The sequence below is a fragment of the Serinibacter arcticus genome (assembly GCF_004786095.1).
Lineage (GTDB): Bacteria > Actinomycetota > Actinomycetes > Actinomycetales > Beutenbergiaceae > Litorihabitans > Litorihabitans arcticus.
Window position 1 is genome coordinate 154,626 of sequence record NZ_RHPJ01000005.1, and the last position, 22,996, is coordinate 177,621.

General features: G+C 70.7%; 26 protein-coding genes. 16 read left to right on the forward strand and 10 right to left on the reverse strand.

All coding sequences use genetic code 11. The features are described from left to right. The first annotated feature begins 549 nt into the window (after positions 1-549). A complete protein-coding gene (locus tag SERN_RS14915) occupies positions 550-954 on the forward strand; it encodes a hypothetical protein (protein ID WP_135850949.1) in 405 nt (134 codons plus the stop codon). 319 nt (positions 955-1,273) lie between these two features. Next, a complete protein-coding gene (locus SERN_RS14920) occupies positions 1,274-2,383 on the forward strand; it encodes an aromatic acid exporter family protein (protein ID WP_135850950.1) in 1,110 nt (369 codons plus the stop codon). Here SERN_RS14920 and SERN_RS14925 read toward each other — a convergent pair. Together SERN_RS14925 and SERN_RS14930 are read right to left on the reverse strand one after the other, a co-directional pair. Continuing rightward, entirely contained in the window at positions 2,380-3,384 is a 1,005-nt protein-coding gene (locus SERN_RS14925; protein ID WP_233251738.1) for a cation transporter, read from the reverse strand. The genes SERN_RS14920 and SERN_RS14925 overlap by 4 nt on opposite strands. Beyond that, positions 3,381-3,758 carry a transporter substrate-binding domain-containing protein gene (locus SERN_RS14930; protein WP_158292684.1) on the reverse strand — a complete coding sequence of 126 codons (378 nt, stop codon included), beginning with the start codon at positions 3,756-3,758 and terminating at the stop codon, positions 3,381-3,383. Before SERN_RS14930 ends, SERN_RS14925 begins: the two co-directional genes overlap by 4 nt. Before the next feature lie 384 nt (positions 3,759-4,142). Between SERN_RS14930 and SERN_RS14935 the strand changes: the two genes are divergently transcribed. Both SERN_RS14935 and SERN_RS14940 read left to right on the forward strand, forming a co-directional pair. Continuing rightward, positions 4,143-4,802 (forward strand): GAF and ANTAR domain-containing protein, encoded by a 660-nt coding sequence (locus tag SERN_RS14935; protein WP_233251744.1) that lies wholly within the window; start codon positions 4,143-4,145, stop codon positions 4,800-4,802. A 117-nt stretch (positions 4,803-4,919) separates the two neighbouring features. Beyond that, on the forward strand, positions 4,920-5,594 hold the full coding sequence (locus tag SERN_RS14940) for a Pr6Pr family membrane protein (protein ID WP_135850953.1): 675 nt from the start codon (positions 4,920-4,922) through the stop codon (positions 5,592-5,594). A 32-nt stretch (positions 5,595-5,626) separates the two neighbouring features. Here the strand turns inward: SERN_RS14940 and SERN_RS14945 are convergent, their stop codons facing one another. Together SERN_RS14945 and SERN_RS14950 are read right to left on the reverse strand one after the other, a co-directional pair. Continuing rightward, on the reverse strand, positions 5,627-6,208 hold the full coding sequence (locus tag SERN_RS14945; RefSeq protein ID WP_135850954.1) for a TetR/AcrR family transcriptional regulator: 582 nt from the start codon (positions 6,206-6,208) through the stop codon (positions 5,627-5,629). A gap of 84 nt (positions 6,209-6,292) precedes the next feature. Next, entirely contained in the window at positions 6,293-6,976 is a 684-nt protein-coding gene (locus tag SERN_RS14950; protein WP_135850955.1) for a GAF and ANTAR domain-containing protein, read from the reverse strand. Between the two features lie 485 nt (positions 6,977-7,461). Between SERN_RS14950 and SERN_RS15375 the strand changes: the two genes are divergently transcribed. The 8 genes from SERN_RS15375 (at position 7,462) to SERN_RS14990 (ending at position 14,550) form a co-directional block, all read left to right on the forward strand. After that, positions 7,462-8,163, forward strand: a complete 702-nt coding sequence (locus SERN_RS15375; protein ID WP_158292686.1) for a GAF and ANTAR domain-containing protein — start codon at positions 7,462-7,464, stop codon at positions 8,161-8,163. A 257-nt stretch (positions 8,164-8,420) separates the two neighbouring features. Then, on the forward strand, positions 8,421-8,753 hold the full coding sequence (locus SERN_RS14960; RefSeq protein WP_199241636.1) for a histone-like nucleoid-structuring protein Lsr2: 333 nt from the start codon (positions 8,421-8,423) through the stop codon (positions 8,751-8,753). Positions 8,754-8,834: 81 nt separating this feature from the next. Continuing rightward, positions 8,835-9,269, forward strand: coding sequence for an Lsr2 dimerization domain-containing protein (locus tag SERN_RS16065; RefSeq protein WP_135850957.1), 435 nt, complete (start codon positions 8,835-8,837; stop codon positions 9,267-9,269). A 114-nt stretch (positions 9,270-9,383) separates the two neighbouring features. Further along, positions 9,384-10,391: an LLM class flavin-dependent oxidoreductase gene (locus SERN_RS14970; RefSeq protein ID WP_135850958.1), complete on the forward strand. Its 1,008-nt coding sequence runs from the start codon at positions 9,384-9,386 to the stop codon at positions 10,389-10,391. A gap of 382 nt (positions 10,392-10,773) precedes the next feature. After that, positions 10,774-11,751 carry a carbohydrate ABC transporter permease gene (locus SERN_RS14975; RefSeq protein WP_408640881.1) on the forward strand — a complete coding sequence of 326 codons (978 nt, stop codon included), beginning with the start codon at positions 10,774-10,776 and terminating at the stop codon, positions 11,749-11,751. Beyond that, positions 11,751-12,608, forward strand: a complete 858-nt coding sequence (locus SERN_RS14980; RefSeq protein WP_135850960.1) for a carbohydrate ABC transporter permease — start codon at positions 11,751-11,753, stop codon at positions 12,606-12,608. Before SERN_RS14975 ends, SERN_RS14980 begins: the two co-directional genes overlap by 1 nt. Before the next feature lie 55 nt (positions 12,609-12,663). After that, positions 12,664-14,028 (forward strand): ABC transporter substrate-binding protein, encoded by a 1,365-nt coding sequence (locus tag SERN_RS14985; protein ID WP_135850961.1) that lies wholly within the window; start codon positions 12,664-12,666, stop codon positions 14,026-14,028. Positions 14,029-14,055: 27 nt separating this feature from the next. Continuing rightward, complete coding sequence (locus tag SERN_RS14990) at positions 14,056-14,550, forward strand: CinA family protein (RefSeq protein ID WP_135850962.1); 495 nt, start codon at positions 14,056-14,058, stop codon at positions 14,548-14,550. Positions 14,551-14,590: 40 nt separating this feature from the next. Here SERN_RS14990 and SERN_RS14995 read toward each other — a convergent pair whose 3' ends face one another. Further along, positions 14,591-15,331, reverse strand: coding sequence for a class I SAM-dependent methyltransferase (locus SERN_RS14995; RefSeq protein ID WP_135850963.1), 741 nt, complete (start codon positions 15,329-15,331; stop codon positions 14,591-14,593). A gap of 83 nt (positions 15,332-15,414) precedes the next feature. On the opposite strand from SERN_RS14995, the gene SERN_RS15000 reads away from it, so the two are divergent. Then, on the forward strand, positions 15,415-16,353 hold the full coding sequence (locus SERN_RS15000; RefSeq protein ID WP_135850964.1) for an SDR family NAD(P)-dependent oxidoreductase: 939 nt from the start codon (positions 15,415-15,417) through the stop codon (positions 16,351-16,353). A gap of 57 nt (positions 16,354-16,410) precedes the next feature. Here the strand turns inward: SERN_RS15000 and SERN_RS15005 are convergent, their stop codons facing one another. From SERN_RS15005 to SERN_RS15015, 3 genes are read right to left on the reverse strand one after another with little or no spacing between them, the layout of a single operon-like run. Continuing rightward, positions 16,411-16,842, reverse strand: a complete 432-nt coding sequence (locus tag SERN_RS15005) for a type II toxin-antitoxin system VapC family toxin (RefSeq protein ID WP_332888473.1) — start codon at positions 16,840-16,842, stop codon at positions 16,411-16,413. After that, positions 16,833-17,054 (reverse strand): type II toxin-antitoxin system Phd/YefM family antitoxin, encoded by a 222-nt coding sequence (locus SERN_RS15010; RefSeq protein ID WP_135850966.1) that lies wholly within the window; start codon positions 17,052-17,054, stop codon positions 16,833-16,835. The genes SERN_RS15005 and SERN_RS15010 overlap by 10 nt, the downstream gene beginning before the upstream one ends. A gap of 56 nt (positions 17,055-17,110) precedes the next feature. Next, positions 17,111-17,701 carry a TetR/AcrR family transcriptional regulator gene (locus tag SERN_RS15015; RefSeq protein ID WP_135850967.1) on the reverse strand — a complete coding sequence of 197 codons (591 nt, stop codon included), beginning with the start codon at positions 17,699-17,701 and terminating at the stop codon, positions 17,111-17,113. 137 nt (positions 17,702-17,838) lie between these two features. Here SERN_RS15015 and SERN_RS15020 point away from each other — a divergent pair, with 137 nt between their 5' ends. Continuing rightward, on the forward strand, positions 17,839-20,241 hold the full coding sequence (locus SERN_RS15020; RefSeq protein WP_135850968.1) for an MMPL family transporter: 2,403 nt from the start codon (positions 17,839-17,841) through the stop codon (positions 20,239-20,241). An 82-nt stretch (positions 20,242-20,323) separates the two neighbouring features. Here SERN_RS15020 and SERN_RS15025 read toward each other — a convergent pair whose 3' ends face one another. Together SERN_RS15025 and SERN_RS15030 are read right to left on the reverse strand one after the other, a co-directional pair. Next, entirely contained in the window at positions 20,324-20,806 is a 483-nt protein-coding gene (locus SERN_RS15025; RefSeq protein ID WP_135850969.1) for an SRPBCC family protein, read from the reverse strand. Between the two features lie 30 nt (positions 20,807-20,836). Continuing rightward, positions 20,837-21,673, reverse strand: coding sequence for an NAD(P)H-binding protein (locus tag SERN_RS15030; protein WP_135850970.1), 837 nt, complete (start codon positions 21,671-21,673; stop codon positions 20,837-20,839). Between the two features lie 188 nt (positions 21,674-21,861). Between SERN_RS15030 and SERN_RS15035 the strand changes: the two genes are divergently transcribed. Both SERN_RS15035 and SERN_RS15040 read left to right on the forward strand, forming a co-directional pair. Continuing rightward, positions 21,862-22,536 carry an SDR family NAD(P)-dependent oxidoreductase gene (locus SERN_RS15035; protein ID WP_135850971.1) on the forward strand — a complete coding sequence of 225 codons (675 nt, stop codon included), beginning with the start codon at positions 21,862-21,864 and terminating at the stop codon, positions 22,534-22,536. Between the two features lie 11 nt (positions 22,537-22,547). Beyond that, positions 22,548-22,871 (forward strand): hypothetical protein, encoded by a 324-nt coding sequence (locus SERN_RS15040; protein ID WP_135850972.1) that lies wholly within the window; start codon positions 22,548-22,550, stop codon positions 22,869-22,871. Positions 22,872-22,996: the final 125 nt, after the last annotated feature.

The window sequence follows — 22,996 nt, forward strand, 5'->3', positions numbered from 1 at the left end:
CTCGCACGCGAGCTCTTGGCGACCCGGCGGCAGGTGGTGGCCTGAACCTCACGATCCTGTCGGCGTATCCCCGATCGGGGTGGACGCAGGCCGGCAACCTCTCGGTCCCTCCATCCCCGGCCGACGACCCACCCGCGGACGAGCCGGCACTCAGGTTCCATCCCGTCGAGAATGTCCCTGGAACCCTCGCGGTGCCCGCCTGGGCTGCCCTTGTCCGCCGTCCTGTCTACCGACGAGCGCAGATCTGACCATCACTGGTGCTCGCACGCCATTGCGGGGCACTCGTGCAGCAGGTGCCGCACGATTTCGCTGATGCTGACCACGTCTTCGTCGGCTTTCGACGGCGGAATGGTGAACACGTGGGCGGGGAGTGCCGTGCTCGGGCAAAATGGCCCCACCCGCACTCCCCGGACCCCGGAGTCGGCATTCTGATCCCGCCCGAGGAAGCGCGTGCTGCCGATGCCCCTGTCCTACGTCTCAGCACTTCCTGAGCCCACCCGCCGTCTGGTCGCTACACGGGTCGAGGTACCCCCGGTCGCCTACGAGGACGTGCGCGACGCCCTGGCGACACACCTCCAGCGGACAGCACGGGCCGGCGCGGACCTGTGCCGGCTCCTGGGTATGACGAGCACGTGGAACACCACCCGCTGGGAACCCGGTTCCTCCTCGGATGCCCTGCTGCCGACCTTCCGCATCACGGTGAAGGGTCATGTTCCCGATCACGAGACCACCGCGATCATCGTGGGGCGCCTGGCACAGCACGGGTGGAACGGCGCCGTTCTCTCACGTGAACCGATCTTCCGGATCGACGCGCAACGTGAAACTGCCTCGATGACCCTGACGGCCGCGGACAACATGGTCCGCCTCGTCCTGCACGAGACACCTGTTCGCCTTGACCGCACCCTGGCGTCATGGATCTTGGCTGGGGCCTTCGAGGACGACGAGACGTCCTGAACCGCACGGACGACCGGAGAACGCCGTGGCGATGGCGGACCTTTTCTTGGCGGGGACCAGCCCTTAGCGTGGACAGCGACCGCCGAGGTTGTGCCCATGCCTGGGCGGTCGCGGGACGCAGTTCGGCCCTGGCCGGACGGCCTGGACCCCCTGCTGTCCGGCTCGCCGACTGTGAAGGGCCGCCCCCACCTCGCTCCTGACGAGGTGGGGGCGGCGCCCAATACTGAACTACGGCTCCACCGGCGCGCTACCCGGCGCCGTCCCGCGTCGGGCACGACCTCCCCTTGCTGATCGGTGCTCTCGTCCTCGAGGAGATGCCTTGTCGATGCCGTCTCCCGCGCTGCACCATCGACGCCGGCCACCGGGCCGACTGGCGACCTGGTGGCGGACGCGGCCGCAGCTGCCGCTGGCGATACGGGCCGGCATCGCGGCCGTCCTTGCCTGGCTCATCGCGCAGCACCTGCCCGTTCCGCTGAGCGACTACCCCTACTACGGGCCCCTGGGCGCTGTCATCGCCACGACCACCACGCTCGTCAGCAGCCTCCGGGAGGCGGGCCGGACCGTGGCAGCCATCGCGGCGGGCGCCACGCTCGCCACGCTCGTCGACGTCGTGCTCGACCCTGGAGCGGCGGCCATCGTGATCGTGGTCGGCGCCGGGACCCTGATCGCGGGATGGCACCGGCTCGGTGATGCCGGGAGCTGGGTGGTGACGTCCTCGCTCTTCATCCTCATCATCGGGCGTACCGATCCCGACGGCTACGCGATCGCCTACCTGGGCACGACCGCTGTGGGCGCCCTCGTGGGCGTCGCGGTGGCCGCAGCCCTTCCCCCGCTCCCACTGACGGCCGGGTCACGGGACCTCGAAGGCCTGCGCACCACCCTGGCCGACCAGCTCGCCGACCTCGCCGAGGGGCTGCGTCGACGAGACCTTCCGGCGGCCTCGGAGTGGCAGTCACGGCGGTACGTGATCGAACCGTCGCTGCACGGTGCGCGAGCTGCGCTGGCACGGTCGATCCAGTCTGCCCGCGGCAACTGGAGCGCCCGATTCTTCCGCGACTGGATCACGACGCAGCGCGATGAGCTCGAGCGCCTCGAGACCGTGGCGGACACGGTGTTCGAGGTCACCACGCTCGTGGTCGAGCACGAGCACGCCGACGCCAGGAGCCCTCTGCTCGGACCGGACCTGCGCGGCGCCACCGCTGATGCCCTCGATGCGTTTGCCGCGGTCCTCCACCGCACCACCCCGACAGGTGAGGAGGCTTCCGCCGGCACGCGCCGGCTCAGCGACAGCATCGCCGAGCTGCGACGCGCGGTGATCGCCTCCCACCGGGGAGAGGGCGGATCTCATCTCGGTGCCGGCGCGGTGGTCGTAGCGCTGGAACGCGGTGCCGCAGCGATGACAGGCCACTCCGTGCCGCCCGGGACCTAGCGGCTGGGGTCGTGCTCCTGGGCCGACCCGTGCTCCTTCTCCACGAGGGCGTCGAGCAGCTCCTCGACGGCGGTGACCACGACGTCCTGGACCTTCCAGTCCAGGCGGGTCACTGCCTCCCGCACGGCCGCCAGTGCGGGCACCCCGACCTCGGCACCGCGGGCGGGGACGACGAACACCTCCACGTGGAAGACGTGCCCCTGGTCGCGCACCCGGACGGCGGCGCGGTCGACCCAGAGGTGCTCGCAGACCACCGCCTCGATGCGGTGCTGCAGCGGGTGGGGGTCCTGGCCGTCGTAGGTCTGCGCGCGCTCGTCCATCAGGGCGCCGGACGCGACGCGGAGGTTGCGCACCCCGTCGCGCAGGATGCTGGCCGAGATGAAGAGCGCGGCCGCGGAGTCAGCCCACCAGACACCCGCGCCGATACCGAGCACACCCACGATGCTGCCCAGCGCCGTCATCCAGTCGGCCTTGTTCATGTCGGCATCCGCGTACAGGACACGGTCGTGCAGGGCGCGAGCCAGCGGCATCTTGGCGCGTCCGAGCAGCACCGGCGGGATGCCGGTGTAGATCATCGCGGCCACCATGAGCCAGCCCGCCCAGATCTCGTGCCCGAGCACGACCACGAGCCCCACCGGCGGGTGGTCCTGGGACAGCAGACCGGTGGTGGAGTCCCAGACGAGGAACGCGCCCATCGTCAGGAGCGCCAGCGCCGAGGCGAGGTGCCCGATCCCCACCGAGCGGTGGTGGCCGTAGGGGTGGCGGCGGGAGGGCCTGATGCGCGTGACACGCACGGCGACGAGGAAGGCGATCGGCGGGATGAACGAGAGAAGGTCCTCCGCCCACGCCGCCTGCATCGCCTGCGAGCTGCCCATCACGAGGTAGACGGTCGTGACCGCCGTGACAAGGAAGGCGATGCTCAACCACTCCAGACGCATCGCGCGACGGAGCATCCGCTCGATGTCCTCGGGCAGCTCGGTGTCGCCGAACCGCCGCGTCACGGAGCAACCTCCTGGTCGAGGAGGTAGGTCTCCAGAGCGACGAGGAAGTCGTTCTCACCCGCTCGCGTGGCCATGACGTGCCGGATCTCGGCGCCCGCGTCGTCCCGCGTGGCGGCGTAGGAGGTGGTGATGGCGGCGTGACTGCTCCAGGCCGTCGTGCTCTCCAGGCCCGCCACGACGACGTCGAGCTCGCCCTCGTCCAGCTGCGCCATCAGGTCGGTCTCGCTTCCGGCGACCCAGACGACGTCGGCGTCCAGGGTCTGAGCGAAACCGGTGAGCAGGTCGATCTCCACCCCGCTCGGTTCGGACTCCTCACCCGGCACGGGGGCGCCGTCCGGCCACGCGGTCCACGGAGGGTTCTCCGAGACACCCACGCGCAGAGCATCGCTCCGGACCTTCTCCAGCGTGTGCTCGGGATCGTAGGGAAAGGCACAGGCAGACAGCCCCACCGACAGGACGCCCACGAGGGCCACACAGGCCGCCGAGGACGCGGCTCGGACACGCACGGACACAGGCCAGCTCCTTCTCTGAGAGTCACTCGCCAGCATGGCACCACGGCACGCGAGGACACAGGTCCGGACCTACCTGCGCGACCACGAATTCATTGCCCGGGTACCCAGATCCGGAGATGATGGGAAGCGCGACGACGAGGCCTGTCGATGCCGATGGCCTGTCGCGTCGAGGCGAGGGGAAGGTCGATGGGGAAGCGTTCGCAGGACCTCGGTCGTGCAGAGCAGCAGATGACCGAGCTCGCCCAGATGCTCGATGACGCCCTGGACCTGGAGTCGGCACTGGAAGCGGTCACGGTCGCTGCGGTGGAGCTCGTCGACGGAGCCGATTGTGCTGCGATCACCTTCCTCGGGCCGCATCACGATCTCGAATCGGTGGCGACGACCTCCCCTGTGGCAACGGCCGTCAACCTCCTTGCGCACCAGCTCCAGGAGGGCCCCTGCATCGACGCCGCCACCGACGAGCGCCTCGTCACCAGTACCGACGTCCAGGGCGACCTGCGCTGGCCCGGTTGGAGCGCGGCGGTGGCCGACATGGTCAGCTCCGTGCTCGCCGTTCAGCTCGTCAGCGCGCGCGGTGTCCACGGCGCACTCACCATCTACTCCTCGGCACGGGACTCCTTCACCGCGGAGTCGATCTGCACCGCCACGACCCTGTCGATCCATGCGGCCATCGCGATGCGTGCGCTGCTGCTGCAGACGGACATGACCCACGCCGTGGCACGTCACACGCTCGTCGGCCAGGCCCGAGGCATCCTGATGGATCAGTTCGGGCTCGACGCCGACGCGGCTCACGACCTCGTTCTCCGTCGCTCGTGCGAGGCCAACCTCAAGGTCGTGGAGGTCGCCCGACGCCTCGTGGCCGATCGCAGCACCAAGGCAGGCGCGACACCCGAGGGTCACCTCTAGGAGTGCTCGGCGTCGGTGACTCCGTGGTCGTGGACGTCAGCCGACGCCGTCCAGGACACATTCTCGAGCTCACGGTGCCGCGCGGTGTCCCGGGACGGTGGTCGCTACCATCCGGTCATGACCTCACGAGCTGCAGCGGTCGTGCTTCGCCTGGCAGGCGCCACGCTGTCGATGTTCGCGATGCTCTACCAGCTGTTCGCCATCCACATCCCGGCCGGCTACAGCGTGGTGAACTTCTTCTCCTACTTCACCAACCTGTCGAACATCATGATCAGCATCGTGTTCGTCGTCAGCGCCGTGCGCCTGATCAACGGTCGCCGCGACCCCAGCGCGACCGACGTCGCCATCCGCGGCGGCATCGTGGTGTACATCGCCTTCGTCGGAATCGTCTTCAACGTGCTGCTGCGCGACCAGGACCTCGGCGACCTCGTTCCGTGGGTCAACGGAGTGCTGCACTTCCTGCTGCCGGTGCTCGGCATCGTCGACTGGATCCTCTGGCCGCCGCGAAGGCGCCTACCCGGGCGGGTGGTCGGGTACTGGATGATCTGGCCGGCCGCGTACGCCGCGGTGGCCGTCGTCCGCGGGGCGATCGACGGGTTCTACCCCTACTTCTTCTTCGACCCCGCGCAGGCGGGCGGGTACGGCGGTGTCGCTCTGCTGTGCGTCGTCATGCTGGCGATGTTCCTGGTCCTGGCCTACGGCGTACGGGCCGTCGGCAACTGGCTCTCGACCCGGCGCTGGGACGACGAGCGCGAGCCGCAGGGTCGCGGCCTGCGCTCCAGCGACGGCTGATCTCCGGAGCGGCGCTGCAGCGATGACTGCCTCTAGCGCCGGTCACGCGCCGAAGTCATGCCCTGCCAGTAGGTTCTGACGGTCTTCTCGATCAAGACCTCGCTGCCGCCAGCCAACCGGGCAAGCGTCAGTCCTACCAGGACTGCCACCAGACCTCGAGCGTGCTCCTCAGCATCGGGGATCCCGCACTGTCGGATCAGCTGCGCCGCCATCGCCTCGATCCTGACCTGACCAGGTGAGTGAGCGTTGATCAGTGCGTGCAGTTCCGGAGCGTGCCGCAGGTCGATGAGAAGAACGAAGTGAGCGATCTGGTCCGCTTCGCGCGACTCCATCACCGTGGTCGTCGCCACCACGATCTGGATCGCCTCCTCATCCGTGTCGATGCGGGTCAGGGGGAAGTCGACCATCGTCTCGTTGTAGCGCTCGACGAGAAGCTCCACGGCCCGGGTGATGAGCTCTGCCCGCGTCCGCGCGTAGTAGGACGTGGTTCCCGCAGGAAGGTCCAACCGCGCGTCGATCGCGCGGTGCGTGACGGCGTGCAGTCCGGAAGCGGCGATGAGCTGGAGCGCGGCATCGGCAATACGAATAGGGCGATCGCTCGGAGGACGCGGCATGTGCGAAGTTTCGCACCTCTGCGGGATGCGCCGGAAGGCGTGGGGCTGAAATTCGGCAACCCCGGCACCGACCCTGCGGGGACGTCAGACGTGGGGGTCCGCCGCCTGGGGCGGCTCGATGTCCCCGGTCGGGTCGGCCACCACTCCCGCAGCCACCTTCACGAGCTTGCGGTTCTGCGTGCTGGACAACCGCTTCAGCACAGCGAAGGCTGCCTCCTCGTCGAGCCCGAAGCGATGCATCAGGATGCCCTCGGCCTGACCGATCACCAGCCGCCCGGCCATACCGTCCTTCAGGCTCTCCTCCACCAGGGCGGCGCGAATCGCCACGCTCGAGTGGACCGCCAGCGCGGCTGCCGCCACCTGCGATCGCTCGTCGTAGGCGTGGATGCGCGAGGAGTACAGGTTGATCCCCCCGTGGACACCACGCGAGCTTGCCAGTCGCACCGACAGCACCGAGCGGACGACAGCTGAAGCGGCCGGCCCCCACTTCGGCCAGCGCGGATCCGTCGCGACGTCGCCGGTGACCACCACCGCCTCGCCGCCCACCACGTCCACGCACGGCCCCTGCCGGAGGTCGTACTGCAAGCCGTCAGCGGTCAGGACGGCCGGCGAGGTGGCCGACACCGTCTCCAGCGCATTTCCCCGACCGCGGAGCGTGACGCCGACCATCTCCGCCCCACTCACCAGCGTCATGGCCGTCTCCGTGACCACCCGAAACATCGCCGTGATCTCGCTCGCCTGGTCCAGCTCCAGGGCAAGCTGCATCATCCGCGACTCCACCGCGCTGCGAGCAGCCGTCACCGCTCCGTCCGGCCCCACGAACAGCCGGACCCCGGGTCCGCCACCAATCGCGCCTTCGCTCGACTCAACACGTGACAAGGCGCGCGTCCCCGCTGATCACGAGCCTGGGCATTCGCTCCTGCGCCGCCCGAAGACGTATGGAGCAAACGAGGTCGCCGAGCACTGCAGCCACAGCCCACCATCCGGAGTCCGAAAGTTGCCACCGGGGGTCTGGGGTGGAGAGAACCCACCAGTGGTCCGGAGTGGGCAAAGAAGGACTCGACAATACCGCACGACCATCCGGCCGCCCCAGGCCTTCACCGGATCGTCCTGCCCCCGAAAGAGCGCTGGTTGGACCGAACCCGGGTCGTCCACTAACGTCCGAAATGGCCCTGACTACCGCCCCTGAGCTTGACCGGCGCTCATGGTCAGTCGTCCACTCCGGCGACGCGAACCAGGAAGCGGGACCCCTCATGCAAGCGATCGACCCCTTCGTTCGCACCACGTCGGAGTTCAGCAAGAAATTGCTCACGGACTACGACATCGACGAGGTCATGGAGGAGCTCGCTGAACGTGCCACAGCCCTGCTCGGGCTGATGGGCAGCGGCGTCGGTCTCGAACGCGAGGGCAGGCTCGAGGTCATCACCGCAGTCCCGCCGTCGGTCGGCCCCCTCGAGGAGCGTCAGGAGGCCGACCAGGACGGCCCCTGCGTGCTCGCCCTCACCACTAACACCATCGTGACCGTGCCTGACCTCGCGACCGAGGAGCGCTGGCCCGCCTACCGGCAGGTCGCCGCCCAGCTCCACGTGCGCTCGGTCGCTGCCGTCCCCCTCACCCTGACCGAGAAGGCCATCGGCTCCTTCAACCTCTACCGCGACCACACCGGACCCTGGAGCCAGGGCGACCTCGCCGCCGTCACGGCACTGGCCAACATGGCCACCGCGTTCCTCGTGAACGCCTCCGCGCTCGCCCAGCAGACCCAGCTCACCCAGCAGCTTCAACAGGCCCTGGAGACGCGCGTCCTGCTCGAGCAGGCCAAGGGCATCCTCGCCGAGGCAAACACCATCACCGTCACCGAGGCCTTCAGCCTGATTCGCCGATACGCCCGCAATCGCAACATCAAGATCCACGACGTCGCCAACGCCGTCGTCCACATGGGCGTGCGACCCACCTGAGCTCCGCACAAATTCTCGGATCGGCACGTCGTCCGAGTGTCATGAACCACGCCGCGTGACGTGGCGAGGTGGAACGGCGTCGCCCCACCTCGCAGTCACGAGGCTTGACCGCGTCCCGCTGCTTGATGTCACGAAGATTCGCGCGCCTGTCAAACCCGACAGCGGCAACGCACCCCTCCACCAATTCGGGATGTGTTCTCGCAGGAACAGTCGGTAACGTTGCGCCCGAACACCGTCCCCGAGCCCTGGAGCAAACCGTGGCGCAGAAGACAACCGTGACCCTGATCGACGACCTGGATGAAAACGTCACCACCGACGTCCAGACCGTGACGTTCGACCACGAGGGCAAGACCTACGAGGTCGACCTCGGCGCTGACAACCGAGCAGCCCTGTCCGACGCGCTCGCGCCCTACAAGGCGGTCGGCCGCCGCGCCGGCCGCGCCAAGGCGGCGTCCACACCCTCCCGCACACGCGCGACCTCCGACGCGGGAGCGATCCGCGCGTGGGCGGCCGCCAACGGCGTCCAGGTCAGCGCACGCGGCCGTATCCCCGCCGACATTCGCGAGCAGTTCGAGGCCGCCCAGAAGTAGGCCCCGGCGGATCCACCGACCCGGTCGACCGCCCGCACACCGCTCGCCGACACACCCACCCCCGTCAGCTGCAACGCGCCCATGCGAGGCGGCGATGCCGCACCTCTGACGGGGGTGGGTGCTGTGCAGGTCCGCACATCTCGGGAGAAGCGGCCCGAGTCGCACTGCCGCCACCAAAGTACTCACGCGCTCTTTCCTCGCGCGGCCCCTCGGGCTACGGTGGGGACTCGACCGCGACAGCTCAGACGACGGCTGTCGCAGGACGCACCGCACGGCAGGCCGATCCACGTGACTTCTTCTCCCCACAATGCCTTCGACTGCTCCTCCAACGGCGTCGAGACCGTCCAGCTCGTCTACCAGGGAGTCGACTACACCGTCGACCTTCAGCCTGCCGACGCTGCCGAGCTCCATGCCCAGCTCGCCCCCTACATCGCGATCGGACGCTGGGTCGGAGGCCAACCGACACCCGCGGCAAACCGGCCGAACCGACCCCTGGCAGAAGACGCCTCGAGCTGACCGCACCCATCGCTGAGTCGACGCTGCTGACCCGGTCCCGGTCGTCCGCACATGTCGCCATCCCCCCGTCATTCCAGCTCGATCATCTCGCCGCACTTCCCTACGGTGGAACGCATGACATTCATCGGGTACCACGCCTCGCACGAGCAGGTTCCGCCCAGCGGGCTGCTCGAGGCGGTCATCGAGGCGGAGAGGATCGGGTTCGACGGTGCCTTCAGCGCCGATCACCTCGCTCCCTGGACGCCGGCGCAGGGACACTCGGGGAACACGCTCGCGTGGCTCGGGGCCGCGCTGACGTCCACCCGATTCACCATCGGTGCCGTCGCGACGCCGGGCTACCGCTACCACCCGGTCGTCATGGCGCACGCGATCGCGACCTACGGCGAAATGTTCCCGGGGCGCTACTTCGCCGCGCTCGGCAGCGGTGAGCTCCTGAACGAGCACGTCGTCGGCGGCGAGTGGCCCTCCAAGGACGAGCGCATGGCGCGGCTGGGTGAGTGCGTCGAGGTCATCAGGCGCCTGCTGGCCGGCGAGGAGGTCACCCACTCCGGCCTCATCGAGGTCGATCGAGCCAGAATCTGGTCGCTGCCGACGACCCCACCCGCCCTGATGGCCACCGCCACGAGCACCGCGACCGCCGCCTGGGCGGCGGGCTGGGCCGATGGTCTGGTGACCGTCGGCACCACGGTGGAGGAGGTCACGCCGATCCTGGACGCCTACCGCTCTGCCGGTGGCCGCGGCCCGGCAGCGCTGCAGGTCCACCTCGCCCACGGCGAGAACGAGGCCGAGGCCTCGGCGCTGGTTCGCGAGCAGTGGCTGCACGGCGTCGTCACACCGCCGACCACCTGGGACGTCGCAACACCGCAGGAGTTCGTCGCGCTGTCACGCGACGGCGGTGATCCGAGCGATGCGGACCTGCGCGCCGCCGTCGTGACCTCCAGCGACGTCGACGAGCTCACGAGCCGCGTGGCCGATCTCGCCGCCGTGGGCTTCGAGCGCCTCTACGTGCACGACATCAGCCAGGATCAGCTCGGCTACCTCGCCGGCCTCGCGCCACAGCTGCTCGCTGGCCTGCGCGCCGCGCTCCCCTCTCGCAGGGACGTTCCGCTCACCTCCGACTGAAGGGAGCCGGCCGGCGGCAGGGAGTCGCGCCGCGGAATGCGAAGGTCGAGTCGAGCAGTCGACCGGCACCGGGCACGTCGACATCGGCCACCCCCTCCACCGGCGGGGTGCCAGCAAAACACCACCATGGCCTTCTTCCCAGAGTCGTTGCACACTCATGTGTATTTCCACGCTCGAGATGGGTGGCGTCGGAGGTAGGGGTCTGGAGGGAGTTCCGACATGGCCGTACCGATCGTCGCCGCACGCTCCGGCGGGGCAGGGCAGACCGTGTCTCGCGGAGGCGTGTCCGTGCCGCAGGCGGAGGATGTCGCCCTCGCCTCCGGCCCGTTCTCGCGGCATCGCCGCCGCACGCAGGACGACCTGGCAGAAACGGGTACGGGCCGTGTCTCGTGACGTCGAGACCGCGCCTTTCCAGGCTGTCGCGGCAGAAGCAGGCAAACCCCGACCCGGACACGGTCCGCGGCTGACAGCCCGGCGCCGCGAGACGCTCGCGGGTTGGCTCTTCATCTCCCCCTGGATCCTCGGCTTCCTGATCTTCACGGCCGGCGCGATGGTGATGGCCGCGGGTCTTGCCTTCAGCGACTTCAACCTGGCCACCGGAGAGGCCCGGTGGGTGGGAGCTCGAAACTTCGCGCAGCTCGTCGACGACCCCCGTGTCGCGACGTCGCTCGGAAACACCCTGTTCTTCGCGGTGCTGTCAGTCCCGCTCGAGATCGCTGTGGCGCTCGGGCTGGCGATGCTCCTGGCCAGGGTCGGCCGTGGCGCAGGGATCTTCCGCACGCTGTTCTTCCTGCCGAAGATGACGCCCATGGTGGCCACTGCTGCGATCTTCTTCCTCCTGCTCAACGGCAGCCAGGGAGCGATCAACCAGGGTCTGCGGCTGATCGGCGTCCAGGGGCCGCAGTGGTTGGTGGATCCGGACTGGATCAAGCCCTCGATCGTGCTCATGTCGCTGTGGGCGGTGAGCGGCACGATGGTCATCTTCCTCGCGGCGCTGAAGAACGTGCCTCGAGAGCTGTACGAGGTCGCCTCGATCGACGGCGCGGGGGGATGGCGACGGTTCTACAACATCACGATGCCGATGATCTCGCCGGCACTCTTCTTCAACACGATCGTCCTGACGATCGCCGCGTTCCAGACGTTCGACCAGGCCTATCTGCTCTTCTACCGCGACCAGTCCAACGCGGCACCGGAGGCCTCGCTCTTCTACGCCGTCTACCTGTTCCAGCAGGCGTTCCGGCAGTTCAACCTCGGCTTCGCCGCCGCGATGGCCTGGGTGCTGTTCGTCATCATCATGATCATCACCGCCGTCCAGGTCCGCGTCGGCAACCGTTTCGTGCACTACTCCGGGAGGGACTGATGGACGCCAAGTACGCCACCGGCCGCGTCGGGCGCGTGGCGACGTGGGTCCTCCTGGTCCTGTGCTCGCTGGCGTTCCTCTACCCGTTGGTCTGGCTCGTCTCCGCGAGCCTGAAGGGTCGGGGCCAGGTCTTCGACAACGCACTCGTCCCCGAAACCTTCCACTGGGGCAACTTCGCCACTGTCTTCCACGAGCTGCCCCTGCTGCCGTGGTTGTTCAACAGCCTGGCGATCGCCGTCCTGGCGGCTGTGACGGTCGCGGTCTCGAGCTCGATGGTCGCGTTCGGTTTTGCCTACTTCCGCTTCCGCGGCCGCAGCCTCGTCTTCGGACTCGTCCTGGCGACGATGATGCTGCCGGGTGCCGTCACGATGGTGCCGGTTTACCTCATCTGGCGGGAGCTGGGGCTGCTCGGGACGTGGGCGCCCCTGTGGGCGGCCAACCTGTTCGGCTCGGCCTTCTACATCTTCCTGCAGCGACAGTTCTTCCTCGGCCTGCCGCGCGAGCTCTTCGAAGCCGCCCGGATCGACGGGGCCGGGTACTGGCGGCTCTTCACCCGCATCGCGATGCCGCTGGCGATCCCGTCCTTCGTGATCGTGCTGCTGTTCGAGTTCCAGGCGAGCTGGAACAACTTCCAGTCCGCGCTGATCTACCTGAACTCGGAGTCGATCGAGGACTTCACCGCGCCGCTCGGTATCGCGTACGCGATGACGAAGTACTCCCCCACGGCCGGCGGCCAGGGCGACTACCAGTACGTCATGGTCGCGTCGTTGCTGATCACCCTGCCGATGCTCGCCCTCTTCGCGTTCGGGCAGCGCTACTTCATCGAGGGGGTGGCCACGACCGGCACGAAGGGGTGATCGGTGGGGGATCGAGACAGATGTCATCACGGCAGGAGCACACGAGGAGGATTCCATGAGCAGGACGAGCAGTGTCGGGGTAGCGGTGGCGGCCGCGGCTGCAGTCGCACTGGCGGGGTGCGGCGGGGGCGGGGATGGAGGCGGTGCCGGCACGGCTGACTTCTCCAGCGCCGCCGCGGGTGAGATGACCGCCTGGGGTTTCGAGAACGCCGACGACGTGGGCCAGTCCCGTCTGGATCACGCCGCGGGGGAGCTGACCGACGTCGACATCACCCTCGACCAGACCGCATTCGACGCGCAGAAGTTCACCACCAGGCTCGCCAGCGGTGACGTGCCCGACGTCGTGCAGATGGACCGCCGCTACGTGCTCACCTACGCGGCACAAGGGACGATCCTGCCTCTCGGGGCCTGCTACGAAGCCCAGGAGGTCGACCCCCGCGAGCAGTACTACGACTTCGTGATCGACGACGTGACCTTTGACGACCAGGTCTGGGCGGTGCCGCAGTTCTACCAGCCGCCCGCGATCCTGCTGAACCAGCGCGTGCTGGACGCGGCAGGAGTGACCGCGGAGGAGATCGACACCTCCCAGCCCGACGTCCTGCTCGGGGCGATCGCGAAGATGTACCAGGCGGGCAGCGGCACGCCGGCGGTCCTGGGTCTCGATCCCGTCGCCACAGGTCAGGGCGGTCTGTGGATCCTGGGCATGGGTGGTCAGCTCAACGACGCCGACGGCGTCCCGACGCTCGACGATCCCTCCAACCTCCCCGGGCTCGAGCTCCTGAAGGAGATCAGCGATGCCCAGGGCGGTTTCGCCGGCGTCAAGAGCTTCACCGACTCCTTCGACACCTTCGGTGACGGGAACCAGTTCGTCACCGACCAGGTCGGTGCCCAGGTGAATGCGCAGTGGTACCCCAACGTCCTCAGCGCCTACGTCGGACAGGTGGAGCTCACTGCTGTGCCGTTCCGGGACAGCGAGGGGAACCCCTTCTCGGTGGCCTCGGGCACGGCCTTCGTCATTCCGGCCGGGGCCGAGAACCCCCAGGCGGCCTGCGAGTGGATGCTGAACCTCACCAGCACGGACGCCTGGATGGCGGCCGGCGAGGCACGCGCCGCGACCCGGGCGGCGGACGGTGGCATCAACACCGGCCTCTTCACCGGCTCCCCCGAGGCCGACGAGATGATCCGCGCCGCGTGGGTCGAGCCCTCCGGCGACGAGGGCTTCGACCAGGTCATCGCCACCTACTACGAGACGCTCGACTACGGCGCCACCCTCGGGGCCTCACCTGCAGGCCAGGAGATCCAGAACGAGCTCAACAACGCGATCACGGCAACGCTGCTGGGCGACAAGACCGCCGAGGAAGCGCTGGCAGAAGCCCAGGCAGCGGCGATGCGCGCCTACGAGTCGATGGTGCAGGAGTAAGGCTCACACGCATGACAAGGAGATGGCATGTCTGAGGTCCAGGACGCGCAGACGTCCAAGCTCGTCGAACGTCTGGCCCGGCTGGCCACGACGACGGGCACCACCGTCGCCGTGGCCGAGTCGGTGACGTGCGGAGCCCTGGTGAGTGCGCTCGGCGAGGGAAGCGACGCCTCGACCTGGTTGGCCGGCGGCATCGTCGCCTACCACACCGACGTCAAGGCACGTCTTCTCGGGGTGCCTGACGACCTCGATCCGTACTCGGGCGAGTGCGCCGAGCATCTCGCCAGCGGCGTTCGGAGGCTCCTCGCCTCCGACGTCGCGGTCTCGACAACCGGTGTCGGTGGCCCCGAGCCGCAGGGACCGCACGCGCCGGGAACGGTCTACGTCGGCTGGGACGACGGTGACAGGCGCGGGCACACGCTGCTCGTCCTCGACGGCGAACCCGCCGATGTCGTACGAGAGACGGTCGCCCTGTGCGCGCAGCGACTGTGCGCCCTGGTGGACGCACGACGAGAGCCATGACGAGAGGAGGAGCTCGTCGTCAGTGACGACGGGGGTCCCGTCATCCTCGGACCGCGACGGCGCGGACCACCAGCACCCGCGAGGACCGCTCCTCGTACGCTCCCCCGACGAAGTCCCCGGCCAGCGCCTCGAGCGCGAACCCGGCTGCCGCGAGCTGCGCCGTGACCGTCGCGCGGTCGCGGAACGCGAGCTCGGTGGAGTCGAGGACGTGCTCACCCGTCTCCTCGAACACGGTGCGGGAGTCGAGGCGGATCCGCCCCGGCGCAACCTCGGTGACCTCGTACCACTCCCGCAGCGGGCCGTGCGCCGTCTCGCGGGTCGACGGCGGTGCCGCCGCCCAGTCCTCCCACGCCCGCACGGCGGGGTTGCGGGTCTCGAACGCGAGGACGCCGCCGTCGCGCATCACGCGCCGGAGGTCGACCAGGGTGCGCTGCCAGTCGGGGTCGGGGATGTGCTGGACCACGTTGCCGGTGAGCACGGCACAGTCGACACCATCGGCGAGATCGAGGTCCGCGAGCGCCCGCGAGTCGCCGTCGACCCAGGTGATGCCCTCGGCCCCGGGGCGACGACGCGCGTACGCGAGCATCGCCGGCGTCGGATCGACGCCGAGGACGTGTCGACCCCTCCGGGCGAACGAGACGGTGAGCATGCCCGTGCCGCAGCCGAGGTCGACGACGCGACGGGCGTCGATCTCGTCGGCCAGGGCGCGGTAGTGGTCGTGGTCCGACCCGTCGGGGTTGTCGAGGTCGTACAGGTCGACGATGCGGGGGTCGGCGCTCATCCCGCCGAGGCTAGGCCGCCCGTCCGCACCGACGCCAGGTGTTTCGGTGACGGTGCGGGCCGACCGGCTGACACCATGGACCGATGACCACCACACCTCCGGACCGCAGCGGTTCGACGTTCGTCGTCACGGGCGGCACCGGCGGCCTGGGCTACTTCACCGCCGAGCGGCTCGCCGCCACCGGGGCCCGGGTCGTCCTGACGGCGCGCGACGTCGACCGCGGCGTCCGCGCGATCGACTCGATCCGCTGGCACGTGCCGCGCGCCCGCGTCGAGGCCGTCGCCCTCGACCTCACCGACCCCGCGTCCGTGCGTCGAGCGGCCGGCGAGATCGCCGACCTCGCCGGGCCGGCCGGACTCGACGCCCTCGTGCTCAACGCCGGCACCACGACGCCGCCGCGCGAGCGCACCCTGACCGCCGCCGGGCTCGAGCTGACGGCGGCGACGAACGTCGTCGGGCACGCGGCGCTCACCGGCCATCTCTGGCCCAGCCTGACGGCCGCGACGCGCGCGCACCCGGCCCGCGTCGTCGGCCTCGGCAGCCTCGCCACCCGGATCGTTCCGTTCGACGCCGATGCGCTCGTCGCCGACCACGCCTACCGGCCGTTCCGCACGTACGCGCTCAGCAAGCACGCCGTCCACGCCTTCGTGCTGGAGCTCGCGCGCCGCACGGCCACGGCCGACGTCGCCGTCGACGTCGAGGCACTGCTGGCGCACCCGGGCTACGCCGTCGACGCGCTCTCGCCGGTGCGCCCGGGGATCGTGGCGCCGGGACGGTTCGAGCGCCTGCCGTTCGCGCAGGGCAAGCACGAGGGAGCCCGTCCCACGCTCCGCGCGGTGCTGGACACGACGCTGCGCAGCGGCGCGTTCATCGGCCCCCGCTGGACGACGCGGGGCGCGCCGGTGCCGACCACGCCCGTGACCTCGAGCGGATCACGGGAGGCGGGCGCCGCCGTCTGGGAGCTGCTGGACCGCTGGACGGGCGGGGCGCTGCCGCCGCTGGTCCCCGCGCCCACCCGCTGACCTCCAGGGCCGCCCACCTCCAGCGCCGCCCACGTCCCGACCCCCCGTGCCCGGCACCTACCAGGTGAGCGTCCGCACCCCGGGGAGCGCCAGGATCGCCGCGTCGACGGTCGCCAGCGCGAGATTCTCGTGCTGGGCCTGTGACACGAGGATCCTGTCGAACGGATCGCGGTGCTCCCAGGCCATGCTCCCGGCGCGCAGCGCGTGCTCGGGGCCGATGGCGAGCGGGTCCGCTCCCAGCTCGGCGATCCGGCGGCTCCACGAGCCGACCAGGCCGGCACCCTGCGGCAGTCGGCCCAGCCTGACCTTCGTCGCGACCTCCATCGCGCTGGCTGCCGACACCCGGAGCACGTTCCGCCGGTCTCCCAGAGTGTCGAGGACGTCCGGCGGAATGCGACCGGGCACGGCGAGGAGCCACAGGACCACGTGGGTGTCGAGGAGGAATCCGCCCGCGCCCGACCACGCACCCCGCCCGGCCGTCACTCCCACGAGGCCAGCTCACCCTCGGGCAGCGGGCTGTCGAAGTCGTCGGGAACGTCCAGCTCGATCACACCGAACGTGCGCCGCTGCAGGTCCCCCGCGGGAACGAGCCGTGCCACGGGGATGCCGGCGCGCGCGATCGTGATGTCCTCACCCGCTTCCACGCGAGCCAGCAGCGCCGAGAGATGGGTCTTGGCCTCCTGCACGTTCACCGTCGTCATTCGCCGACCGTACTCCCGGCAAGACCAGCCTGACCAGACCAACCTGGTCACCTTCGTCAGCGCGGCGGTGCGCACCCGGGCTCGCCGCCGAGCGGCTGCTCTCCCGGCCCGATGAGCACGCGCCAGATCCAGTCCGCCGCCACCTCGACCCCCGGCCGCGGTTCGAGCGCGAGCCACGCCCCGAGCACCGCGACGACGGAACCGGCGATCCCGGCCGCCGCGACGTCCACCGGCATCCCGTCGAAGACGTGCGTGCGGGAGTGCTGGATGCCCTCGCGGGCGAGCGACTGCACGTGGTCCTGCAGCCGAGCGACGGCCACGAGCGACCCGTGCTCGCCGAACACCCGGCCGTAGACCGCGGCGTTCGCCTCGAAGTGCGCGAGGTAGGTCACCAGCGCCGCGATGGCGTCGGTCTCCAGCAGGTCCATCAGCGGGGGCAGCAGCGCACCGTCCTCGGCCAGCGCCGAGTCGATCGCGTCGGCGAGCAGCCTGTCCTTGTCGGAGTAGTGCTGGTAGAAGCTGCTGCGGTTGACCCCGGCCTCCTCCACGACGTCGGCGATCGTGACGTCCTCGAGCTCGTGGGTGCGCACGAGCTCGAACAGCGCACGCTGCAGGCTGCGACGGGTACGGGCGATCCGAGGGTCCACGACTGCATCCTTCCAGGTCGCGACGTGATCTCGACCACTTCTGCCACAGGTGTCGCTTTTCCGACATCTGTCCTTTAGTGTAGGCCACGGCCCGATGACGCGCCGTCAGATCCTCGTTCGCGTACGAAAGGCTCCTCGTGGCACGTCTTCTCTTCGGGATCGGTCGGTACGCCTCGGGGCACGCCGCCCGCTTCATCCTCGGCTGGGTCGCCGTGCTGGCCGTGGCCGCCGGCTCCTTCCTCGCGTTCGGCGGCACGCTCGCCACCAGCTTCGACATCCCCGGCACCGAGACCTCCCGCGTCACGGAGCAGATCGCCGACGAGCTGGGGGGCGCGAGCGGCGCCACCGGCACCGTCGTGTTCTCCGCCACCGACGGCGCCCTCACCGACGACCAGCGCGCGCAGGTCAGCACGGTGCTGGAGGACGTCAAGGCGCTCGACGGCGTGGGCGACGTCGTCGACCCGTTCGCCACCGAGGCCGCGCGCACCGCGCAAGCCGACGAGATCGCCGCCGGCTGGGCCCAGATCTCGCAGCTCACCCCCGAGGAGCAGGTCGCCGCCGGCGGCCTGCAGCTCGACGCCGGTGAGCGCCTCCTGAACGCCGCCGCCGGTCTTCGCACCGTGTCGGAGGACGGCTCGACGGCGCTCGGCACCGTCGTGTTCGACGCCAGCACCTTCGACCTCCCCGCCGAGGTGAAGCAGAGCGTCGCCGACACCCTCGACGCTGCCACCATCGACGGCGTCCAGATCGACTACTCCTCCGAGATCGCCACCGCCGTCGAGGGCCTCCTGGGCCCGGGCGAGATCATCGGCGTCGTCGTCGCCCTCCTCGTGCTCGTCGTGATGTTCCGCGCGTTCCTGCCCGCGATCACGCCGCTGGTCTCCTCCGTGGTGGGCGTCGGCGTCGGCGTGGCCGGTGCGATGGCCGCCTCCGACCTGGTCGAGATGTCCTCAGTGACCCCGGTGCTGGGCGTCATGCTCGGCCTCGCGGTCGGCATCGACTACTCCCTGTTCATCATGAGCCGGCACCGCCGCCAGGTCCTGGCCGGCATGGACGTGCGCGAGTCGATCGGGCTCGCGAACGGCACGGCCGGCAACGCCGTCGTCTTCGCCGGCACGACCGTCATCGTCGCGCTGCTCGCCCTGAACGTCACCGGGATCTCCTTCCTCGGCGTGATGGGCAGCGTCGGCGCGGTCTGCGTCCTCGTCGCCGTGCTCGTCTCGGTCTCCCTCACGCCGGCGCTGCTCGGCCTGCTCGGCACCCGCATCCTGAGCCGCCGCGCCCGCCGCGCCCGCGGTACCGCCGGCCACACGCACCACGTGGACGCGACCCCGCGCCCCATGCGCACCTCCCGCGCCGTCATCGGCGGCGTGGTCGGCATCCTCGGCCTGCTCGTGGTCGCGATCCCCGCGCTCGACATGCGTCTGGGCCTGCCCGACGGCTCCACCGAGGCGCACGACACCACCCAGTACCGCTCGTACTCCACCGTCGCGGAGGAGTTCGGCGCCGGGGCCAACGGTCCGATCGTCGTGACCGCGACGCTGCCCGAGGCCGCCACGGAGGAGACGCTCACGCTGGTCCAGGCCGACCTGGCCGACCGCCTCCTGGCGACCGACGGCGTCGCCGCCGTCGCCCCGGCCGGTGCGTCGGCCGACCTGGACTTCCTGCTGTTCCAGCTCGTCCCGACCGACGGCCCCTCGAGCGAGTCGACCGAGACGCTCGTGCACGAGCTGCGCGAGAGCTCCCCGATCTCGCTCGACGGCGACTCCGTCGTCCAGGGCGACGTGGAGCTGGGCGTGGCCGGTGCCGCGAGCGGCAACATCGACGTGTCCGAGCGCCTGTCGGACGTCCTGCCGCTCTACCTCGCGGTCGTCGTCGGGCTCTCGCTCATCATCCTGATCATCGTGTTCCGCTCGCTGCTCGTGCCGCTCATCGCGACCGCCGGCTACGTGCTGTCGCTGATCGCCGCGTTCGGCGCGATCGTCGCGGTCTACCAGTGGGGCTGGCTCGGGGCGGTGTTCGGCGTCGAGACGCCGGGGCCCGTGCTGAGCTTCGCGCCGATCATCATCATGGGCGTGCTGTTCGGGCTCGCGATGGACTACCAGCTGTTCCTGGTCTCCGGCATGCGCGAGGCGTACGTGCACGGCACCCCGGCGCGCGCCGCCGTCGTCGCCGGTCGTCGCAGCGGCCGCGCCGTCGTGACCGCCGCCGCGATCATCATGGTCTCGGTGTTCGGCGGGTTCGTGTTCTCCCACCTGGCGATGGTCCGGCCGCTCGGCTTCGGCCTGGCGATCGGCGTGCTGTTCGACGCGTTCGTCGTGCGCATGGTCATCGTCCCGGCCCTGATGCACCTGTTCGGCGACAAGGCCTGGTGGCTGCCGCGCTGGCTCGACCGGATCATCCCGAACGTCGACGTCGAGGGTTCGGCGCTCGAGCGTCACCACCCCGTGGCTCCGGCGACCCCGGCCGCGTCAGGCGCCACCGCGCCGCTGGACGAGACCGCCGGGGAGGCGAGCCCGGCCGGACGCCACCGCGCCTGACCGGCCGTCCCCGCCGACGAGGGACCCCCGGACCGCACCTGCGGTTCGGGGGTCCCGGCGTTCCCGGGCGGCGAGCCTGCCGCTACTGCTCGACACGACGCCGCACGAGCGCCGTCAGCGCGAGCGTCGCCGGGAGGGCGTAGGCGAGCACGACGACCGGTGCTCCGCGCACGGTCAGCCAGGCGCGGGTGCCGCTCGCGCCGTCGCGCAGCACCACGCTCTCCACCCCGTGCGTCAGCCGCAGCACGAACGGCCCGGAGCGCGCGGCCCAGGACCACGTGCGCGCATCCTCGTCGACGGCGGCGACGACGGCGTCGGCCACCACCCCGAGGGGGCCGAGCACCCGCCCGCGGGTCGCGGCGCGCAACCGGGGACCGAGCCCGTCCACGCCCCGGATGTAGGGGCCCCACGCCCGCCAGAGCGACGGGTCGGCGTAGCGCTCCCAGACCGCCTCCGCAGGGAGCGGACCACGCACCCGCAGGGTCAGGCTGAGCGACCCCGGGGGTCGGGACTCGACGAGGGTCGCGATCGAGGGCGAGGTGCGGGCGTGCCGTCCGGGAGCCATCGTCGGAACCTACCCCGGCAGGACCTGATCTCAGCCGCCCAGCAGCTGCGCCAGCCCGATCGGTGCGCGCCCGGTGAGGCGTGCGAGGTCGTCCGTCACCGGCCCCATCTCGCCCGCCGCGGCCGCCGTGTAGGTGGAGACCCACGCGTCGAGCTGCCACGGCGGGGCACCGTAGGCCGCGCGCGAGGCGTAGGCCTCCTGGAGCGTCTCGTCGTGGAACGACGTCGACCGGCCGGTCAGGCGCGTGACCGTCGCGGCCACGTCGGCAAGCGTGAGCGCCTCGGGGCCGGTCAGCTCGTAGGTGCGACCCGCGTGCGGCGCCGGATCGGCGAGGACGGCGGCCGCCGCGCGCGCGACGTCGGCCCGCGCCACCGCGGCGAACCGGCCCTGCCCCGCGGGACCCCGGATCACGCCGTCCTCCCCCGCCAGGAGGGGCAGGAGGTCGAGGTAGAACGCGTCGCGCAGGAACGTGAACGCCATCCCGGAGGCCCGCAGGTGCTCCTCGGTCGCCCAGTGGTCGCGCGCGAGCGTGAAGGTGGCGTCCGGCGCGGCACCGAGGAACGAGGTGTAGACGACGTGCCGCACGCCGGCCGCCGTCGCGGCGTCGACGACCGTGCGGTGCTGCTCGAGACGGTCGGCGCTCTCGGCCGCCGAGACGAGCAGGAGCGTGTCGGCGCCGTCGAACGAGATGCGTGCGGCGTCCCCGTCCCCGTAGCTCGCCAGCGCGATCTCGTGGTGGCCGCGCGGCGCGCGAGCGGGATCGCGGACCACGAGCCGGAGCCGGTGGCCGCCGCTGGTCAGCTCCTCGGTCACCGCGCGTCCGAGGTGCCCGGTGGCTCCGGTGACGGCGATCAGGCGTTCGGTCATGGCGCGGCTCCCGTGCTGGTGCGGATGCCGGCGTCGTCCGGCACGCCACCCTAGGAAGAACGGCGCGTCCGCGGAAGAGGGCACCTCGCAGTGCCCTTCCCGGGGCGAGAGGAGGTGCGACCGTTCCTCCCTCCCGGCCGCCCGGAGGCCTAGCGTGGGCCCCACCCGCCACGACCGAGGAGACCATCGTGCCCACCATCGCCATCATCGGAGCCGGCCCCGGCGTCGGCTCCGCCGTCGCCACCCACTTCGGTCGCGAGGGCTACGCCGTCGCGCTGATCTCGCGCGACCAGGTCAAGCTCGACGCGCTGGTCGCCGAGCTGGGCGATGCCGGCATCACCGCGCGCGGCTACGCCGCCGACGTGCTCGAGCGACCGCTCCTGCGCCGCGTGCTCGAGCAGGCCGCGACGGACCTCGGCCCGATCGAGGTCCTGCAGTACAGCCCCATCCCGAGTCGCGCCTACCTGACGCCGGTGCTCGAGACCACCGAGACGACGTTCGCCGAGGCGCTGGCGTTCTCGGCGCTCGCCCCGATCGCCGCCGTCGAGACGGTGCTGCCCGGGATGCGCGAGGCGGGCCGCGGCACGATCGTGTTCGTGAACGGCGGCACGTCGGTCCAGCCGCGCGCCGACTTCGCCGGCACGTCCGTCGCGTTCGCGGCGGAGAGCGCGTACGCGCAGATCCTGCACGACGCCGCGGCCCCCCACGGCGTGCACGTCACCCAGCTCGTCATCCCGGGCGCGATCCGGTCCGACGACGAGGAGTTCGGTCCCGCGGGCATCGCGCGGACGATCTGGCGCCTGCACACCGAGCGCGGCGAGCTCCGCCACCTCCTGATGCCGCTGGAGGACGGACGCGAGTAGCGTCGCGGCTCGTGTCCGACGCACTGCTGGTCCTCGTCCCGCTCGCGCTGCTCGTGGCGGCGGGCGGGTGGCTCGTGGTGTCCGGGATCAGGGCTCGACGGCGGCCCCGGCTCTCGCGCACGGCCGCGACCCTGCGCGTCGCGGCCGGCAGCGTCATGATCGTCGCGGTCGTGGGCGGAGTCGGTGGCGCGTTCCTGCCGATGCCGTACGCCGTGGTCGTCCTGCCGGTGCTCGGTGTCGTGATCGCCGTGGTCGTGGGGCTGCCCCTGCTCGTCGCCGCCGCCGTGGTCGACGCCCGGTGGCACCGGTCGCAGGACGCGGGCAGCCCAGGATGAACGACGCCGCCCCCGCGGGTCCGAGGACCTGCGGGGGCGGCGCTTCGTGCGGGTGGTGCGGTGACTCTGGTGGTGCTACCTGCTGCTGTCAGTCGCCGACGTTGGAGAATCCGGCGTCGTCGTAG